This is a genomic window from Actinoplanes sp. NPDC051405 (assembly GCF_055586185.1).
This window is the reverse complement of sequence record NZ_JBVJIR010000016.1, coordinates 262,154-277,153: the sequence shown is the minus strand read 5'-3', so window position 1 is coordinate 277,153 and position 15,000 is coordinate 262,154. Positions and strand designations below refer to the sequence as shown.

At 72.6% G+C, this 15,000-nt stretch carries 17 protein-coding genes; 12 read left to right on the top strand and 5 right to left on the bottom strand.

All coding sequences use genetic code 11. The features are described 5' to 3' along the window. Window positions 1-671: MFS transporter (locus tag ACZ6S4_RS31785; RefSeq protein WP_465478425.1), on the bottom strand; the 671-nt coding region annotated here is incomplete at its 3' end. 118 nt (window positions 672-789) lie between these two features. On the opposite strand from ACZ6S4_RS31785, the gene ACZ6S4_RS31780 reads away from it, so the two are divergent. The 7 genes from ACZ6S4_RS31780 (at window position 790) to ACZ6S4_RS31750 (ending at window position 7,267) form a co-directional block, all read left to right on the top strand. Further along, complete coding sequence (locus tag ACZ6S4_RS31780) at window positions 790-1,359, top strand: CGNR zinc finger domain-containing protein (protein WP_465478424.1); 570 nt, start codon at window positions 790-792, stop codon at window positions 1,357-1,359. A gap of 10 nt (window positions 1,360-1,369) precedes the next feature. Further along, window positions 1,370-2,086, top strand: a complete 717-nt coding sequence (locus ACZ6S4_RS31775) for a monooxygenase (protein WP_465478423.1) — start codon at window positions 1,370-1,372, stop codon at window positions 2,084-2,086. Continuing rightward, complete coding sequence (locus ACZ6S4_RS31770) at window positions 2,083-2,664, top strand: GNAT family N-acetyltransferase (RefSeq protein ID WP_360548070.1); 582 nt, start codon at window positions 2,083-2,085, stop codon at window positions 2,662-2,664. Before ACZ6S4_RS31775 ends, ACZ6S4_RS31770 begins: the two co-directional genes overlap by 4 nt. A 2-nt stretch (window positions 2,665-2,666) precedes the next feature. Continuing rightward, complete coding sequence (locus ACZ6S4_RS31765) at window positions 2,667-3,428, top strand: carotenoid biosynthesis protein (RefSeq protein ID WP_465478422.1); 762 nt, start codon at window positions 2,667-2,669, stop codon at window positions 3,426-3,428. Further along, window positions 3,425-4,519: a glycosyltransferase family 2 protein gene (locus ACZ6S4_RS31760; protein WP_465478421.1), complete on the top strand. Its 1,095-nt coding sequence runs from the start codon at window positions 3,425-3,427 to the stop codon at window positions 4,517-4,519. Before ACZ6S4_RS31765 ends, ACZ6S4_RS31760 begins: the two co-directional genes overlap by 4 nt. Before the next feature lie 73 nt (window positions 4,520-4,592). Next, a complete protein-coding gene (locus tag ACZ6S4_RS31755) occupies window positions 4,593-6,035 on the top strand; it encodes a phytoene desaturase family protein (RefSeq protein WP_465478420.1) in 1,443 nt (480 codons plus the stop codon). Next, on the top strand, window positions 6,032-7,267 hold the full coding sequence (locus ACZ6S4_RS31750) for an erythromycin esterase family protein (protein ID WP_465478419.1): 1,236 nt from the start codon (window positions 6,032-6,034) through the stop codon (window positions 7,265-7,267). Before ACZ6S4_RS31755 ends, ACZ6S4_RS31750 begins: the two co-directional genes overlap by 4 nt. Here ACZ6S4_RS31750 and ACZ6S4_RS31745 read toward each other — a convergent pair. Then, on the bottom strand, window positions 7,259-7,720 hold the full coding sequence (locus ACZ6S4_RS31745; protein ID WP_465478418.1) for a MarR family transcriptional regulator: 462 nt from the start codon (window positions 7,718-7,720) through the stop codon (window positions 7,259-7,261). The genes ACZ6S4_RS31750 and ACZ6S4_RS31745 overlap by 9 nt on opposite strands. 74 nt (window positions 7,721-7,794) lie before the next feature. On the opposite strand from ACZ6S4_RS31745, the gene ACZ6S4_RS31740 reads away from it, so the two are divergent. Continuing rightward, window positions 7,795-8,565 (top strand): Rossmann-fold NAD(P)-binding domain-containing protein, encoded by a 771-nt coding sequence (locus ACZ6S4_RS31740; protein WP_465478417.1) that lies wholly within the window; start codon window positions 7,795-7,797, stop codon window positions 8,563-8,565. Window positions 8,566-8,578: 13 nt separating this feature from the next. Here ACZ6S4_RS31740 and ACZ6S4_RS31735 read toward each other — a convergent pair whose 3' ends face one another. Next, window positions 8,579-8,914 (bottom strand): TetR family transcriptional regulator C-terminal domain-containing protein, encoded by a 336-nt coding sequence (locus ACZ6S4_RS31735; protein ID WP_465478416.1) that lies wholly within the window; start codon window positions 8,912-8,914, stop codon window positions 8,579-8,581. Between ACZ6S4_RS31735 and ACZ6S4_RS31730 the strand changes: the two genes are divergently transcribed. Further along, the gene (locus tag ACZ6S4_RS31730; RefSeq protein ID WP_465478415.1) at window positions 8,805-9,344 is read left to right on the top strand and encodes a nuclear transport factor 2 family protein; all 540 of its coding nucleotides are present in this window, start codon (window positions 8,805-8,807) and stop codon (window positions 9,342-9,344) included. The two genes, ACZ6S4_RS31735 and ACZ6S4_RS31730, sit on opposite strands and share 110 nt — an antisense overlap. On the opposite strand, the gene ACZ6S4_RS31725 is transcribed toward ACZ6S4_RS31730, so the two are convergent. Further along, window positions 9,341-10,264 carry a LysR family transcriptional regulator gene (locus ACZ6S4_RS31725; RefSeq protein ID WP_465478438.1) on the bottom strand — a complete coding sequence of 308 codons (924 nt, stop codon included), beginning with the start codon at window positions 10,262-10,264 and terminating at the stop codon, window positions 9,341-9,343. The two genes, ACZ6S4_RS31730 and ACZ6S4_RS31725, sit on opposite strands and share 4 nt — an antisense overlap. 179 nt (window positions 10,265-10,443) lie before the next feature. Here ACZ6S4_RS31725 and ACZ6S4_RS31720 point away from each other — a divergent pair, with 179 nt between their 5' ends. Genes ACZ6S4_RS31720 through ACZ6S4_RS31710 form a run of 3 tightly spaced genes read left to right on the top strand, consistent with a single transcriptional unit; the run spans window position 10,444 to window position 13,768 of the window. Beyond that, window positions 10,444-11,094: a succinate dehydrogenase cytochrome b subunit gene (locus tag ACZ6S4_RS31720; RefSeq protein ID WP_465478437.1), complete on the top strand. Its 651-nt coding sequence runs from the start codon at window positions 10,444-10,446 to the stop codon at window positions 11,092-11,094. Between the two features lie 2 nt (window positions 11,095-11,096). Continuing rightward, window positions 11,097-13,025 (top strand): fumarate reductase/succinate dehydrogenase flavoprotein subunit, encoded by a 1,929-nt coding sequence (locus ACZ6S4_RS31715; protein ID WP_465478414.1) that lies wholly within the window; start codon window positions 11,097-11,099, stop codon window positions 13,023-13,025. Then, a complete protein-coding gene (locus tag ACZ6S4_RS31710; protein ID WP_360548086.1) occupies window positions 13,025-13,768 on the top strand; it encodes a succinate dehydrogenase/fumarate reductase iron-sulfur subunit in 744 nt (247 codons plus the stop codon). Before ACZ6S4_RS31715 ends, ACZ6S4_RS31710 begins: the two co-directional genes overlap by 1 nt. A gap of 51 nt (window positions 13,769-13,819) precedes the next feature. On the opposite strand, the gene ACZ6S4_RS31705 is transcribed toward ACZ6S4_RS31710, so the two are convergent. Then, on the bottom strand, window positions 13,820-14,986 hold the full coding sequence (locus ACZ6S4_RS31705; protein ID WP_465478413.1) for an alpha/beta hydrolase family protein: 1,167 nt from the start codon (window positions 14,984-14,986) through the stop codon (window positions 13,820-13,822). Window positions 14,987-15,000 lie beyond the last annotated feature (14 nt).

Here is a 15,000-nt window from a genome sequence, read left to right as displayed (position 1 = left end):
GTGACGGCTAGGGGAACCCGGCCCACCCCCACCCCCCCTCCCCCCCCCTCCACCCCCCCCCCCCCCCCCCCCCCCCCCCCGCGCAGCCGGGCCCGCAGCGGCACCGGCTCGGGCGGGGGTTTCGCGGTCTCGGGAACGACCAGCAGGGCCGCCACCAGCAGCGCGGCCGAGCCGGCGGCGAGCACACCGAAGATGCCCCGCCAGCCGGCCAGCGGCAGCAGTTCCGCGCCCGCGACCGGGGCGAGCAGGGGCGCGACGGTCTCCACGAGGGTCACCCGGGACAGCAGCACGACCAGGGCGCGACCGTCGGCGACGTCCCGGACGATCGCCAGCACCAGCACCGCGCTGCCGGCCGCACCCACCCCCTGGACGAACCGGCAGGCGGCCAGCACCTCGACCGAGGGGGCGAGGGCACAGCCGATCGTCGCCAGCAGGTGCAGCACAGTGGACAGCAACAGCGGCGTACGCCGGCCCACCCGGTCACTCCACGCGCCCACCACCGCCTGCCCCAGCGCCAGGCCGAGGGTCATGCCCGCCAGCGTGAACCGCACCGCCGCGTCGGAGGTGTGCAGGTCCTGGCGCAGGGCCGGGAACGCCGGCAGGTACAGGTCGATCGAGAGCGGGCCGAGGGCCGCCAGCAACCCCAGCACCAGCACGGGCAGCGCCGCCATCCGGCCCTCCTTCACACCACCGTAAGCGTTTGGTTGGTGTTCTTCTCGTTCGACCCTCACAAACGGCGGTCACACCTGTCAAGGCGTTACGCTGGTGTGAATCAGGAGGAGGTGGCCGGTGCCCGCAGCGGGAGCCGTCCGGCTGGTGCGCGACTTCGTCAACACGTACGAGCCGCAGGTCGGGGCCGAGGAGCTGACCACGCCCGAGCAGCTGCGGGAGTGGCTCGCGCAGCGGCAACTGCTGACCGCCGGCGCGCGGCTGCGCCCCGCGGACCTGGCCACCGCTGTGACCGTCCGGGAAGGGCTGCGGGCGGTCCTGCGCACCCATGCCGGTCATCCCGCGGATCCGGCCGCGCTGGCCGCGCTCAACCAGGCCCTGGCACCCGTGCGACCGGCCTTCACCGCCGACGGCTACCACCTGGTCGCCGCCGGCGGACCGGCGTTCGACCGGGCGCTGGCCGGGCTGATCGACGCGGTCCGGCAGGCCGCCGAGGACGGTACGTGGACCCGGCTCAAGGTCTGCGAGCGCGACACCTGCCGCTGGGCCTTCTACGACGACTCCCGCAACCGGGTACGCCGCTGGTGCTCGATGGCCGGCTGCGGCAACCACGTCAAGATGCGCCGCGCGTACACCGCCCGGACCCGGCGGCGCCAGGGCGCGCAGGACGCCACGCCGCCGGCGACGTAGCGTGGCTCCCATGATTGACGTCCCGCCGCTGGTCACCCTGCACGTGTGGCGGGTTCCGCGCCGGGCCCTCGGCAGTGCCCTGCTGCGCATGGCGCTCGATCGGCGGCGGCTGCGCGCGCTCCCCGGCGTACGGTTCGGCAAGCTGCTCGGCACCGGGACCGGCACCGGCTTCGGGCCCGGCGACGCCGACCTGACCCGGTACGCCGCCGTGGTGGCCTGGGACGATCCGGCCGGCGGGGAGCTCGGGCCGGTCGGCGCCGCCTGGGACGCGCTGGCCCAGGGCTCGGCCCGGGTCGAGCTGACCCCGCTGACCAGCCGCGGGCAGTGGTCCGGGCAGACCCCGTTCGGCGCGCCCTCCGGCGGGCGGACCGACGCCCCGGTGCTGGCGCTGACCCGGGCCCGGCTGCGCCCGGCGCGCGCGCTGACGTTCTGGCGGGCCGTGCCTCCGGTGGCGCGTGAGCTCGCCGCGGCGCCCGGCCTGCTGGCCCGGTTCGGCATCGGGGAGGCGCCGCTCGGCTGGCAGGGCACGGTCAGCGTCTGGCGCACCGAGGCGGATCTGACCGGGTTCGCGTACCGTCAGCCGGAGCATCGCGCCGTGGTGCAGCGCACCCCGGGCGCCGGGTGGTACGCCGAGGAGCTGTTCGCCCGGTTCGCGGTGCGCGGCATCAGTGGCGACAAAGCCGTTCTGGGCTGGCAAGATGTTCCCCGGCGAGAAGGAGAGCGATGAGGCTCGTTCCCTGGCAGCCGGACGACATGCTCCGGCGGCTGGACGACGTGGTCAGCGTGTACGGCGAGGCGATGGGCTACCGCGCCGAGCTGCTGCAGACCCGGCGCGGGTATATCGGTGCCCACGTGCGCCGGGCCGGTTTCCGCGCCGTCGCCACCCTCACCACCGACGGCCACCTCGCGGGCTTCGGCTACGGCTACTCGTCGGGGCCCGGCCAGTGGTGGCACGACCAGGTCCGCGCCGCCCTGGACGAGCCCGGGCGCCGGCACTGGCTCGGTGACTGCTTCGAGGTCGTCGAGCTGCACGTCAAGCCCAGCGCGCAGGGCCACGGCATCGGCGCCCGGCAGCTGCGCGCGCTGCTGTCGATGGCCGACGGCTCCACCGTGCTGCTGTCCACCCCCGAGGCCGACGAGCAGAAGTCGCGGGCCTGGCGGCTGTACCGGCGCTTCGGCTTCTCCGACGTGCTGCGCGACTTCATCTTCCCCGGTGACGAGCGGGCGTTCGCGATCCTCGGGCGGGAGCTGCCGCTGGCCGGCCGCCCGGCGACCGAGGACGTGCCCGGGATCGTCGGCATCTGACAGTGAAGCGGGCAATACCGTGGGTGCTGCTCGGCGCCCTGATCCTGACCCAGATCTGCTATCCGCTGACCGGTGGCGGCCTGCGCGCCGGCCTCACCGTGCTGACCGTCGTGCTCGGCTATCTGCTGTCGGTCTCGCACGCGCTGCTCACCCGGGGCGTCCGGGCGGCCGCCGCGCTCATCGCGACCGCCACCCTGGGCGGCTTCGCCGTGGAGGCGGTAGGGGTGGCGACCGGGTTCCCGTTCGGCACCTACGACTACTCCGGCCAGCTCGGGCCCAAGCTGCTCGGCGTACCGTTGATCATCCCGCTGGCCTGGACCTGGATGGCCTGGCCGGCCTGGCTGGCCGCGCTGCGGCTGGCCCGCTCCAGGCCGGCGCGGATCGCGCTGGCCGCGGCCGGGCTCGCGGCCTGGGACCTGTTCCTCGATCCGCAGATGGTCGCCGAGGGCTACTGGACCTGGGACTCCCCCACGCCCGCGCTACCCGGCGTGCCCGGCATCCCGATCGGCAACTACCTGGGCTGGCTGGGCTTCGCCGTGCTGCTGATGGCCGGGCTCGCCGCCGCCGCGGGGCCGCGCGCCGCCGTGATCCTGCCGGGCGACACACCGATGCTCGCGCTCTGGTGGTGGACGTACGCTTCCTCCGTGCTCGCCCACGCCGTCTTCCTCGGCCTGCCGGCCTCGGCGCTGTGGGGTGGTGTGCTGATGGGCGCGATCGTGCTGCCGCTGGCTGTGCGGCGGGTCCGTCAGCCGGTGCCGGCATGAGGTGGCTGACACTGCTCCCGCTGGTCGCGCTGACCACCCACACGATCGTCAACGCGGCGTTGCTGCGCCGCCCGCGCACCGGGGCGACGACCACCGAACGGGTCGCCGTGCTGCTGCCGCTGCGCGACGAGGCGGAACGCGTGACGCCGTGCCTGCGGGCGCTGCTGGGCCAGTCCGGCGTGCCGCACCTGGAGATCCTCGTGCTCGACGACGGTTCGACCGACGGCACGGCCGAGGTGGTGCGGGCGGTCGCCGGCGACAAGGTACGGCTGCTGACCGGCGCGCCCCTGCCGGCCGGCTGGCTCGGTAAACCGCACGCGTGCGCGCAACTCGCATCCGCGGCCGGCGACGTGGACGTACTGGTTCTTGTGGACGCCGACGTGGTGCTGGCCCCGGGGGCGATCGCCGGCGGGGTCGAGCTGCTGCGCTCGGCCGGGGTGCAGCTGCTGTCGCCGTACCCGCGGATCGTCGGGGCCGGGCGACTCGTGCAGCCGCTGCTGCAATGGTCGTGGCTGACCTTCCTCCCGTTGCGGGCGATGGAACGCTCGCCGCGACCGTCGCTGGCCGCGGCCGGTGGCCAGTGGCTGGTGCTGGACCGGGCGGGCTACGAGCGGGCCGGCGGGCACGCGGCGGTACGGGACGACGTGCTGGAGGACATCGGGCTGGCCCGGGCGGTCAAACGCGCCGGCGGCCGGATCGCCCTCGCCGACGGCTCAGCGCTGGCGGAATGCCTGATGTACACCTCGTGGCGGGAGCTGCGCGACGGCTACAGCAAGTCGATGTGGGCGTCCTTCGGTTCGCCGGCCGGGGCTGCCGCGGTGGTCGGGTTGCTGGTGCTGCTCTACGTCGTGCCGCCGGTGGCCGCCGTAGTTTTCCTGGCCGCCGGGGCTGTGGGGCCGGCCGGGTGGGCGCTGGCGGCGTACCTGCTCGGGGTTGTCGGCCGGGTGGTCGCCGCCCGGGCGACCGGCGGCCGGGCCTGGCCCGACGCCCTGGCCCAGCCGGTTTCGATCCTGCTTTCCGCCGCTCTGGTGGTGCGCTCCTTCGCGCTGCGGCGGCGCGGCCGGCTCTCGTGGCGGGGGCGGCCGATATGAGCGAGCTTGCGAGCGAATCATCAACTCTGCGCTCGACGAATGTCACCGCCGGAGCGCCAGCGGAGGCGACGGCATGAGCAAGATCGTGGTCATCGGGGCCGGGGTGGGTGGCCTGGCCGCCGCCGCGCGGCTGGCCGCCGCCGGGCACCGGGTGACCGTGCACGAGCGGGCGGCCGAGGTCGGCGGCAAGCTCGGCCGGTACGAGCGCGACGGCTTCCGCTTCGACACCGGCCCCAGCCTGCTCACGTTGCCGCAGGTCTTCGCCGACCTGGGGCTGGAGCTGTCCCCGGTGGCGCTGGACCCGGTGGTGCGCCACCACTTCCCCGACGGCTCGGTGCTGGACTCCTCGCCGGATCCGCAGGTGTTCCGGGAGCGCATCGAGGCCGCCTTCGGGGCCGCCGCCGGCGCGGACTGGGCCCGGTTCTGGGTGCGCGCCGAGCGGATCTGGCGCGCCTCCTGGCGGTCGGTGTTGCAGCGCGAGGTCACCCCGGCGTCGCTGGCCGCGCTGTCCTGGCGGGTCGGTGACCTGGCGGCCATCGCGCCCTGGCGTTCGCTGCGGTCGCTGGGCCGGCACTATCTGCGGGACCCGCGGCTGCGCATGATGCTGGACCGCTATGCGACCTACACCGGCGCCGATCCGCGCCGGGCCCCGGCGGCGCTGGCCGCGATCCCGTACGCGGAGCTGGCCTTCGGTGGCTGGTATCTCGACGGCGGGCTCGGGGTGCTGGCCACGGCGCTGCTCGACCGCTGCCGCTCGCTGGGCGTGCAGGTCGTGACGTCCTCGCCGGTCGAGCGGATCTGCTCGAACGCGGGGCGGGCCACCGGCGTACGGCTACGCTCCGGCGCTCAGGTGCCGGCCGACGTGGTGGTGGCCAATGTGGACGCGTTGTCGGTGTACCGCGACCTGCTGCCCTCGCCGTCCCGCCTCGGCGGGCTGTCCGCTCGCAGCCTGGCCGGCTTCGTCCTGCTGCTCGGCGTCCGTGGGCAGACGCCCGAGCTGGCCCACCACACGGTGTTCTTCCCCCGGGACTACGACGCCGAGTTCGACGCCGTCTTCGGCTCCCCCGGCTCCGGCGCGCGCGCCCGGCCACCCTCGGATCCGACCGTCTTCGTGACCCGGGCGGCGGATCCCGCGGTGAGTCCGGCCGGCGCGGAGGCCTGGTTCGTGCTGGTGAACGCGCCCCGGCACGGCACGTCGTTCGGGGCGGTCGACTGGCGGCGGCCCGGCCTGGCCGACGCCTACGGGCGGCACATCCTGGACGTGCTGGCCGCGCGCGGGCTGGACGTGCGGGACCGGCTGCTGTTCAGCGAGACCCGCACCCCGGCGGATCTGGCGGAGGCCACGGCCGCGCCGGGCGGCGCGATCTACGGTACGGCGGGCGGGCTGACCCGCCCGGCGAACCGTGGCCCGCTGGCCGGGCTGTTCCTGGTCGGCGGCTCCACCCATCCGGGCGGCGGGCTGCCCATGGTGACCCTGTCGGCGAAGATCGTCGCGGACGAGATCGGAGCGGCGTGACAGCTGCCTTCAGTGCGTACGTCGCGGAGCGGGCGGTCCCGCTCGGCACCACCGATCCGCCGGCGCCGCTGGACGACCTGGAACCGCTCATGGAGATGCTGCGGGACGCGCGGGTGGTGGCCGTCGGTGAGAGCGCCCACCACGTCCGCGAGTACTACCTGTGGCGGCACCGGCTGCTGCGGTTCCTGGCCGAGCGGTGCGGCTTCACCGTCTTCGCGATGGAGTCCGGCTTCAGCGAGGGACTGGCCGTGGACGACTGGGTCCGGGGCGGGCCGGGTGACCTCGACGAGCTGGCCGAGCACGGGATCACGTACCGGATGGGCCGGTGCCCGGAGATGCGTGACCTGCTCCGCTGGATGCGGTCGTCGCCGCTGCCGCTGCGGTTCAGCGGAGTGGACGTCCCCGGGTCGACGGCTTCTCCCCTGCCGGCCCTCGACAGCCTGCGGCGTTATCTGGGCAAGGTCGACGCGGACGCGCTGCCGCTGGTCGACCGGATCGCCGAGTACGCCCGGGCCTACGCCGGTGAGCACACTCTGCTCGCGTACCGGGCCTACGCGGCGATCGACGGGGTGGACCGGGACCGGGCCACCGCGCTGCTGGCCGACCTGGCGACCCGCTTCGACGCGCTGGCCGTGGACTACACGGCGGCCGCCGGTGCCGAGGCGTACCGGACGGCCCGGCACGAGCTGCGGCTGGCCTGCCTGCTGGACCAGGGGCTGCGAAGCTTCACGGCGGACTTCGCCCATCCCAAGGTGGCCGCTCGCGACCGGGGCATGGCCGAGACCGTCCTCGAGCTGCTCGGCGCGGACGGGGACAGGGACACGAAGATCGTGCTGGCCGCGCACAACACGCACATCCAGCGCACCCCGGTGCGCACTCCCACGTTCGCGCTGTCCGCCATGGGTCACCATCTGGCCGACCGCCTCGGCGGTCAGTACGTGGCGATGGCGGTGACCGCACAGGCGGGCCGGACCTCCGCGCGCCGCGCCGACCCGGACGCACCGGGCGGCGTCGCGGTGACCAGCGAGGATCTGCCGCCGGCGCCCGCGGACAGTGTGGAGGCCGCGTTCGTGGCGTCGGCGGGGCCGGCGCTGGTGGATCTGCGGGCGGCGCGGGACCGGATGGACGGGCCGGAGAAGATCCGCCTGTCGGAGACCTTCCTGGACACGCCGGTGCTGGACGCCTACGACCTCGTGGTGAACCTGCCGGAGATCAGCACCACGTCACGGTAGGTCCCGGACAGCGGTCTCGCCGGCCTCGGTGGCGCGGCGCAGGAAGTCGGCCACCACGGCCAGCTCGGCGTCCGAGTAGCCGGCGCAGATCTCCTCGATCGAGCGGTTCATCCCGGCGAGCATCCCGTAGAGCTCGCCCTGGCGGTCGCGCAGGGAACGGATCTGCACCGCGCGACGGTCGTTCTCGGCCCGCTCCCGGGCGATCCAGCCGCCGCGTTCCAGCCGATCGAGGATGCCGGTGAGCGTGGCCGGGTGCACGCCGGTGAGCCCGGCCAGGGCGGTCGGGCTCAGCGGGCCGGCCCGGTCGATCAGGTCGAGACAGTCCAGGTCGGCGTCCTTGAGCTCGAGCCGGGAGCCGACCTGCCGGCTGAACACCGACAGCTGGTTGCGGGCCAGCCGCAGCGACTCCTTGACGCCGGCCACCAGCCGCCGCCGGGATGTTACGTCCGCCATATTGTATGAACTCCAAAATACTTTACTATGAGATTCATATCGTACGGCTATCGAAGCGCCTTGAGGAGTCCGCCATGATGCTGATCACCGGAGCGACGGGAAACGTGGGCCGCGAAGCGATGCGGCTGCTGGGCGACCGCGCCGCGGGACTGTCCCGGGACCCCGCCCGCAACACGCCCCTGCAGACGATCGCGCACGTCGAAGCCGTGCTCTACAGCCCTCGGGCGGCCACGCCGGAGCTGCTGACCCGGGCCGCCGAGCGGGGTGCCAAGCGGGTCGTCGTGCTGTCGGCGGCCACGGTGGCACACCCGGTCGGCGACCCACGCTTCATCGCGGAGTTCACCGCGGCGGAGCAGGCGGCGCAGCGCTCGGGTCTGGAATGGGCGATCCTGCGCTGCACCGACTTCGCCGCCAACGCGCTGGCCTGGGCGCCGCAACTCCGGCGGGGCGGGGTGGTGCGCGGGGCTCATGCGGCGGCGGTGACCTCGACGGTGGATGAGCGGGACGTCGCCGCGGTGGCCGTACGGGCGCTGCTGGAGCCGGAGCACGCCGGGCGGACGTACCTGCTCACCGGGCCGCAACCACTCACCCAGGCCGCCAAGGTCGACGCGATCGGCCGGGCCACCGGCCGGGAGCTGAGCTTCGCGGAGATCACGCCGGAGCAGGTGCGCCAGGGCATGCTCGCCGCCGGCCTGCCGGCCGAGATCCCCGACCGCCTGCTGGGGTCGCTGGCCGACTATGCGCGGGCCCCGGGCCCGTCCTCGACAACGGTGGCTGATGTGCTCGGCCGCCCGGCCCGGACGTTTGCCGAGTGGGCCACCGACCACGCCGAGCAGTTCCGCTGACCAGAGTTCGCCGTCATTCCCGGGCCTCTTCCATGCGCTGGCCGTGGAGCACGCGAAGCGCGTCGAGGGCGACCGCGGTCAGCACGCTGCGGCCGACACCGGCGCGGCCGAGCAACTCCATTCCCCGGGTGACGGCGACGAAGTAGACCGCCAGCGATTGCACGTTCGCGTCCTCCGGGAGATCCCCGTTCTCCCGCGCGTGTTCCAGGCATTGAGAGTAGACCCCGGCGAGCTGCTCGATGCCGGCCTTCGTGGCCGTCGAAAGTGGATCCTCCTCGCCGGTCGATTCGACCAGCGCGCGCGTGGTGAGCGAGACCCGCCGATCACTGCTGCTGAACTCGATCGCCATCCTCGACGGACCTGGCTTTCGCGCCCTGTTCACCGAGGATGGCACGTTCAACGACGTGCCGAATGCATTGACCTTCCGCGGAGACGAGATTCCTCAGGCGCTGGCGGGCTTCGCGAGCGTCTTTCCCGACGTCCACCGGGAGCTGCTCCAAGTGCATGCGCTCGGTGATGTCGTCGCCGTCGAACTGCGCATTCAAGGAACGCACCTCGGCGGGTTCCCGACACCGGCCGGCGAAATCCGCCCGACCGGTAACCGGATCGACGTGCCGACGGCGGATCTCTGGTATCTCCGGGACGGAAAATCGAAAGCTTCAACTGTTACAACGCGGCGAATGTGCTGCTCGCTCAGATCGGGGCCTACCCCGACTTCAAGTCGGCCATCGAGGCCGCCGAGACAGCCGCCACAGCGGCGTAACTCCACGACCGACTAGAGCGGTTGCACGCCGAAGGGCAGCTCGCCCGTTGCGATGTGGTCCAGCAGCGTCGCGCGCAGTGCCTCCGCCGCGTGCGGCAGCACCGCCCGGCGCCGGTGCGCGAGCGCGATCGTGCGGCGCATCCCCGGCGGCGCCAGCGGCGTCGCCCGCAGCAGCGGCCGGTTGACCAGCACCATGCTCGGCACCAGCGCCACCCCGAGGCCGGCCTCCACGAAGGCGAGCACCGCGTCCATCTCGCCGCCCTCGACCGCGAAGCGCGGGGTGAAACCCGCACCCCGGCACGCCTCCAGGGTGACGTCGCGCAGGTCGTAGCCGGGCCGGAACATCACCAGCGGGGTGTCGCGCAGCTCGGTGAGGGCGAGCTGCCGGTTGGCCGTGGGCGGCGGTCCGGCGGCGACCGAGGCGACGACCAGGCTCTCGCGCAGCACCGGGGCGGCGTGCAGGGCCGGGTCGACGCCCTGCTCCGGGTGGACGATCAGCGCCAGGTCCAGGTCCCGGGCCAGCAGGTCGGTGATCAGGTCCTGCGAGCTGCCCTCGTTGACGTGCAGCTCGATGTCCGGGTGCTCGGTGCGGAACCGGCGCAGCACGGTCGGGACCAGCGACGAGCACAGGCTGGGGGTGGCGCCGACCCGGACCCGGCCGCGGCGCAGCCCGACGATCTCCTGCACCGCGTCGCGGGCGGCGTCCGCGTCGGCGACCATCCGGCGGGCCAGCGGCAGCAGGGTCTCACCGGCGGCGGTGAGGGCGACCGCGCCCCGGACGCGTTCGAAGAGCGGCGCGCCGAGGGTCTCTTCGAGGGTGTGAATCTGCTTACTTAAAGTCGGCTGAGAAACGTTCAGCGAGTCAGCCGCTTGGGTGAAATGCCGGGTTTCTGCCACTGCTACGAAGTATCGGAGCTGTTGAAGCTGCACCTTGATAGCTTACGTCTATGACGACCCCGCCGATCATGCATTAGACGAATCGCCCGCGGCTTCCTAGCGTTCAGGGTGTGGCGGTAGACATCAGCACTCCAACTCCCCGGGCGACGGCCGAGCCGGCCCGCAAGACGCTGGCGAAGAAGCCGGCGCTCAAGCCGCGCCGGGGCGCGCGCTCCTCGCTGGCGTTGAAGATCCTCATGGCGGTGACCGGGCTGCTCCTGGTGGGCTTCCTGTACGCCCACATGATCGGCAACCTGAAGATCTTCTTCGGCGCCGAGACCTTCGACCACTACGCGCACTGGCTGCGGACCATCGGCACGCCCCTGCTGCCCCAGGACTGGTACCTGTGGATCCAGCGTGCGGTGCTGACCTTCGCGGTCGTCGCGCACATCGTCGCGGCCACCATCCTGGCCCGCCGCGCTCGCAAGGCCCGGCCCGTGCGCTACGTGCACCGCCCCAAGGTCCAGGGCAGCTACGCGGCCCGGACGATGCGCTGGGGTGGCGTGATCATCCTGCTGTTCGTGATCTACCACATCCTCGACCTGACCACCGGCACGCTCAACCCGAACGGCAAGCCGGGTGAGGCGTACGCGAACGTCGCCGCCGACTTCGCGCCCGACCGCTGGTACGTGACGCTGTTCTACACGCTGTCCATCGTGGCCGTGGGCTTCCACCTGCGGCACGGCCTGTTCAGCGCGGTCCGCACGCTGGGCCAGCGCACCGCCCGCGGCGAGCGCATCGCCCGCGGCGCCGCGCTGCTGCTCTCCGTCGTCCTGGTGGTCGGCTACCTGTCGGTGCCGTTCGCCGTGCTCACCGGATTGGTGGACTGACCATGAATTTCTGGACCGAGGGCGAGGACATCGCCGACCAGGCCGCTCCGGACGGGCCGATCGAGACCCGGTGGGAACGCCGCAAGTTCTCCGCCAAGCTGGTCAACCCGGCCAACCGCCGCAAGCTGTCCGTCATCGTGGTCGGCACCGGCCTGGCCGGTGGCTCGGCCGCGGCGACGCTGGCCGAGGCCGGCTACAAGGTCCGCTCGTACTGCTACCAGGACAGCCCGCGGCGCGCGCACTCGATCGCCGCGCAGGGTGGCATCAACGCCGCGAAGAACTACCGCAATGACGGCGACTCGATCTACCGGCTGTTCTACGACACGGTCAAGGGCGGCGACTTCCGCGCCCGCGAGTCCAACGTGTACCGGCTGGCCGAGGTCAGCGTGAACATCATCGACCAGTGCGTGGCCCAGGGCGTGCCGTTCGCCCGCGAGTACGGCGGCCTGCTCGACAACCGGTCCTTCGGCGGCACCCAGGTGTCGCGCACGTTCTACGCGCGGGGGCAGACGGGTCAGCAGCTGCTGCTGGGCGCGTACCAGGCGATGGAGCGGCAGATCGGGCTGGGCAACATCGAGATGCACGCCCGGCACGAGATGCTCGAGCTGATCGTCGTCGACGGCAAGGCCCGCGGCGTCGTGGTCCGCGACCTGGTCACCGGCGAGATCACCACGGACCTGGCCGACGCGGTCGTGCTGGCCTCCGGCGGCTACGGCAACGTCTTCTTCCTCTCCACCAACGCCAAGGGTTGCAACGTCACGGCCTCGTGGCGGGCCCACCGCAAGGGCGCGCTGTTCGCCAACCCCTGCTACACGCAGATCCACCCGACGTGCATCCCCGAGTCCGGCTCGCACCAGTCGAAGCTGACGCTGATGTCGGAGTCGCTGCGCAACGACGGCCGGGTGTGGGTGCCGAAGCGCGGCGACGACAAGCGCGCCCCGGGCGACATCCCGGAGGAGGACCGCGACTACTACCTGGAGCGGATCTACCCCTCCTTCGGCAACCTGGTCCCCCGCGACATCGCCTCCCGCGCGGCGAAGAACGTCTGCGACGAGGGCCGCGGCGTCGGCCCCGGCGGGCTCGGCGTCTACCTGGACTTCGCGGACGCGATCGAGCGGCTGGGCCAGCCGGCCGTCGAGGCCAAGTACGGCAACCTCTTCGAGATGTACCAGCGCATCACCGGCGAGGACCCGTATCAGACGCCGATGCGGATCTACCCCGCTGTGCACTACACGATGGGCGGGCTCTGGGTCGACTACGACCTCCAGTCGACCATCCCGGGCCTGTTCGTGATCGGCGAGGCCAACTTCTCCGACCACGGCGCCAACCGGCTCGGCGCCTCCGCGCTGATGCAGGGCCTGGCCGACGGCTACTTCGTGCTGCCGAACACGCTGAACAACTACCTCGCGTCCGGCCCGTTCGACAAGATCGACGAGTCGCACCCGGAGGTCGTCGCCGCCCGCGGCCAGGTCGAGGACCGCCTGGCCCGGCTGCTGGCCGTCGACGGCGACCGCACCGTGGACTCGTTCCACCGCGAGCTCGGCCACATCATGTGGGAGTACTGCGGCATGGAACGCACCGAGGAGGGCCTGACCAAGGCCATCGGGCTCATCCGGGGCCTGCGCGAGGAGTTCTGGCAGCGGGTCAAGGTGCCCGGCACCGGCGAGCAGCTCAACCAGAACCTGGAGAAGGCGGGCCGGGTCGCCGACTTCTTCGAGCTGGGCGAGCTGATGTGCATCGACGCGCTGCACCGCGCCGAGTCGGCCGGCGGTCACTTCCGCGCCGAGAGCCAGACCCCCGACGGCGAGGCGCTGCGCCACGACGACGAGTACAGCTACGTCGCGGCCTGGGAGTTCGGCGAGACGCCCGTGCTGCACAAGGAACAGCTCGCATTCGAATACGTTCACCCGAGCACCCGGAGCTACAAGTAATGGATATCCAGGTACGCGTGTGGCGCCAGCAGGGGCCGGCTGACAAGGGCCGCATGGTCACCTATGACGTCAAGGACATCTCCCCCGACGCCAGCTTCCTGGAGATGCTCGACGTCCTCAACGAGAAGCTCATCCTCGACGGTGACGACCCGGTGGCGTTCGACCACGACTGCCGCGAGGGCATCTGCGGCATGTGCGGCATGATGATCAACGGCGTGGCGCACGGTCCCGAGCGGGCCACCACCACCTGTCAGCTGCACATGCGGCACTTCAAGGACGGCGACACCATCGACGTCGAGCCGTGGCGCGCGGCCGCCTTCCCGGTGATCAAGGACCTGGTGGTCAACCGCAGCGCGTTCGACGAGATCATCCAGGCCGGCGGTTACATCACCGCGCCGACCGGCACCGCCCCGGACGCGCACGCCACCCCGGTGCCCAAGCCGGACGCCGACGCGGCCTTCGAGGCGGCCACCTGCATCGGCTGCGGCGCCTGCGTGGCGGCCTGCCCGAACGGCTCGTCGATGCTGTTCACCGCGGCCAAGGTGTCCCACCTGGGCCTGCTCCCCCAGGGCCAGCCGGAACGCGACAGCCGGGTCGTCGACATGCTGCAGGCCCAGGACGACGCGGGCTTCGGCGGCTGCACCAACATGGGCGAGTGCACGACGGTCTGTCCGAAGGGGATCCCGCTGACGCTGATCGGCCGGCTCAACAACGACTACCGCAAGGCGATCGGCAAGAAGTAGTGCTTGGGCCCACGGAGCTGGGCACGGTCGGCGACCGTGCCCAGCTCTGGGTCAGCGTGCGGCGATGACCACCTCCGGATAGCGCGGCGCCGCCCGGTCCAGCAGCGGCTGCGGCCGGTGGCGCAGGTGCCGGTCGACGAACGCCCGGTTGTACCGGCGGGTGAGCTCCAGCGAGCGGGTGCCCGTGGTGGTCCCGCCCAGGTCGATGCCGAGCTGGTCGGCGAGCAGGGCGAGATCGGTGAAGGACCCGTGCACGGTGCCGGCGACCACGATCCAGCGCCGCCACCCGGTCAGCCGCTTCCAGTCGTCGTCCCACGAGACGTCCCGGCCGCCCGGTGAGTGCTCGGCCTGGGTGCCGAGGAACAGCAACGGCCGGGACAGCCCGCCGGACGGGACGATGCCGCGGGTCGTGCCGTCCATGTTGATCCCCGCGTCGATGCGGGGGTCACCGGCCATCGCCGCGATCGCGCTCGCCCCGCCGGCCGAGTGACCCGACATGGCGATCCGGGAGGCGTCGATCAGCGAGCTGCCCCGCCAGGCCGGCTTCGGCCCGGTCAGCCGGTCGAGCACGAAGGAGACGTCGGCGGCCCGGCCCGCGTACAGCTTGCGGAAGAACGCATCGTCCTCGTTGAGTTCGCAGGTGGCGCAGGTGGCGATCCGGCCGTCGGGGAAGGTGACCGCGTACGTCTCGTGGGTGTGGTCGATCCCCACCACGACGTAGCCGTGACTGGCCAGGTCCTCGGCCAGCCCGGTCAGCGTTCCGCGGGGCTGCGTGTAGCCGGGCGAGAGCACCACCAGGGGCAGGCTGTGGACCCTGCCCGCGGGCCGCGCATCGACCGACGCGTAGGTGCGGACCCGGCTCAGGGTGTCCGCCGGTAGGTCGGTGATCCGTTTGCCGGCCAGGTACCGCTCGGACTCCCGCGGTGACATGTAAGGGGCACGACGCCCGCTCGGCGCGGTCGCGGGATACCAGACCGTGACCATGAGCTCGCGCGCGGCCGAACCGGGCACCCAAGGGTCGGGGCGGGACGTGTCGGTCAGGTGGATCGCGGTGGTGCCGACCGGATGGTGGCCGGTCGGCCGGACCAGCTGCGGATGGTGGCCGGTCGGCCGGACCCACTGCGGTGTGTCCGCGGCCTGCGCCGGCGCCGGGACCGTCAGTCCGGCGGTGACGGCAAGGGCGGCGCAGGTCAGGCGTACGAGCAGGGAGCGGTTCATGTCAGCCCTTCCAC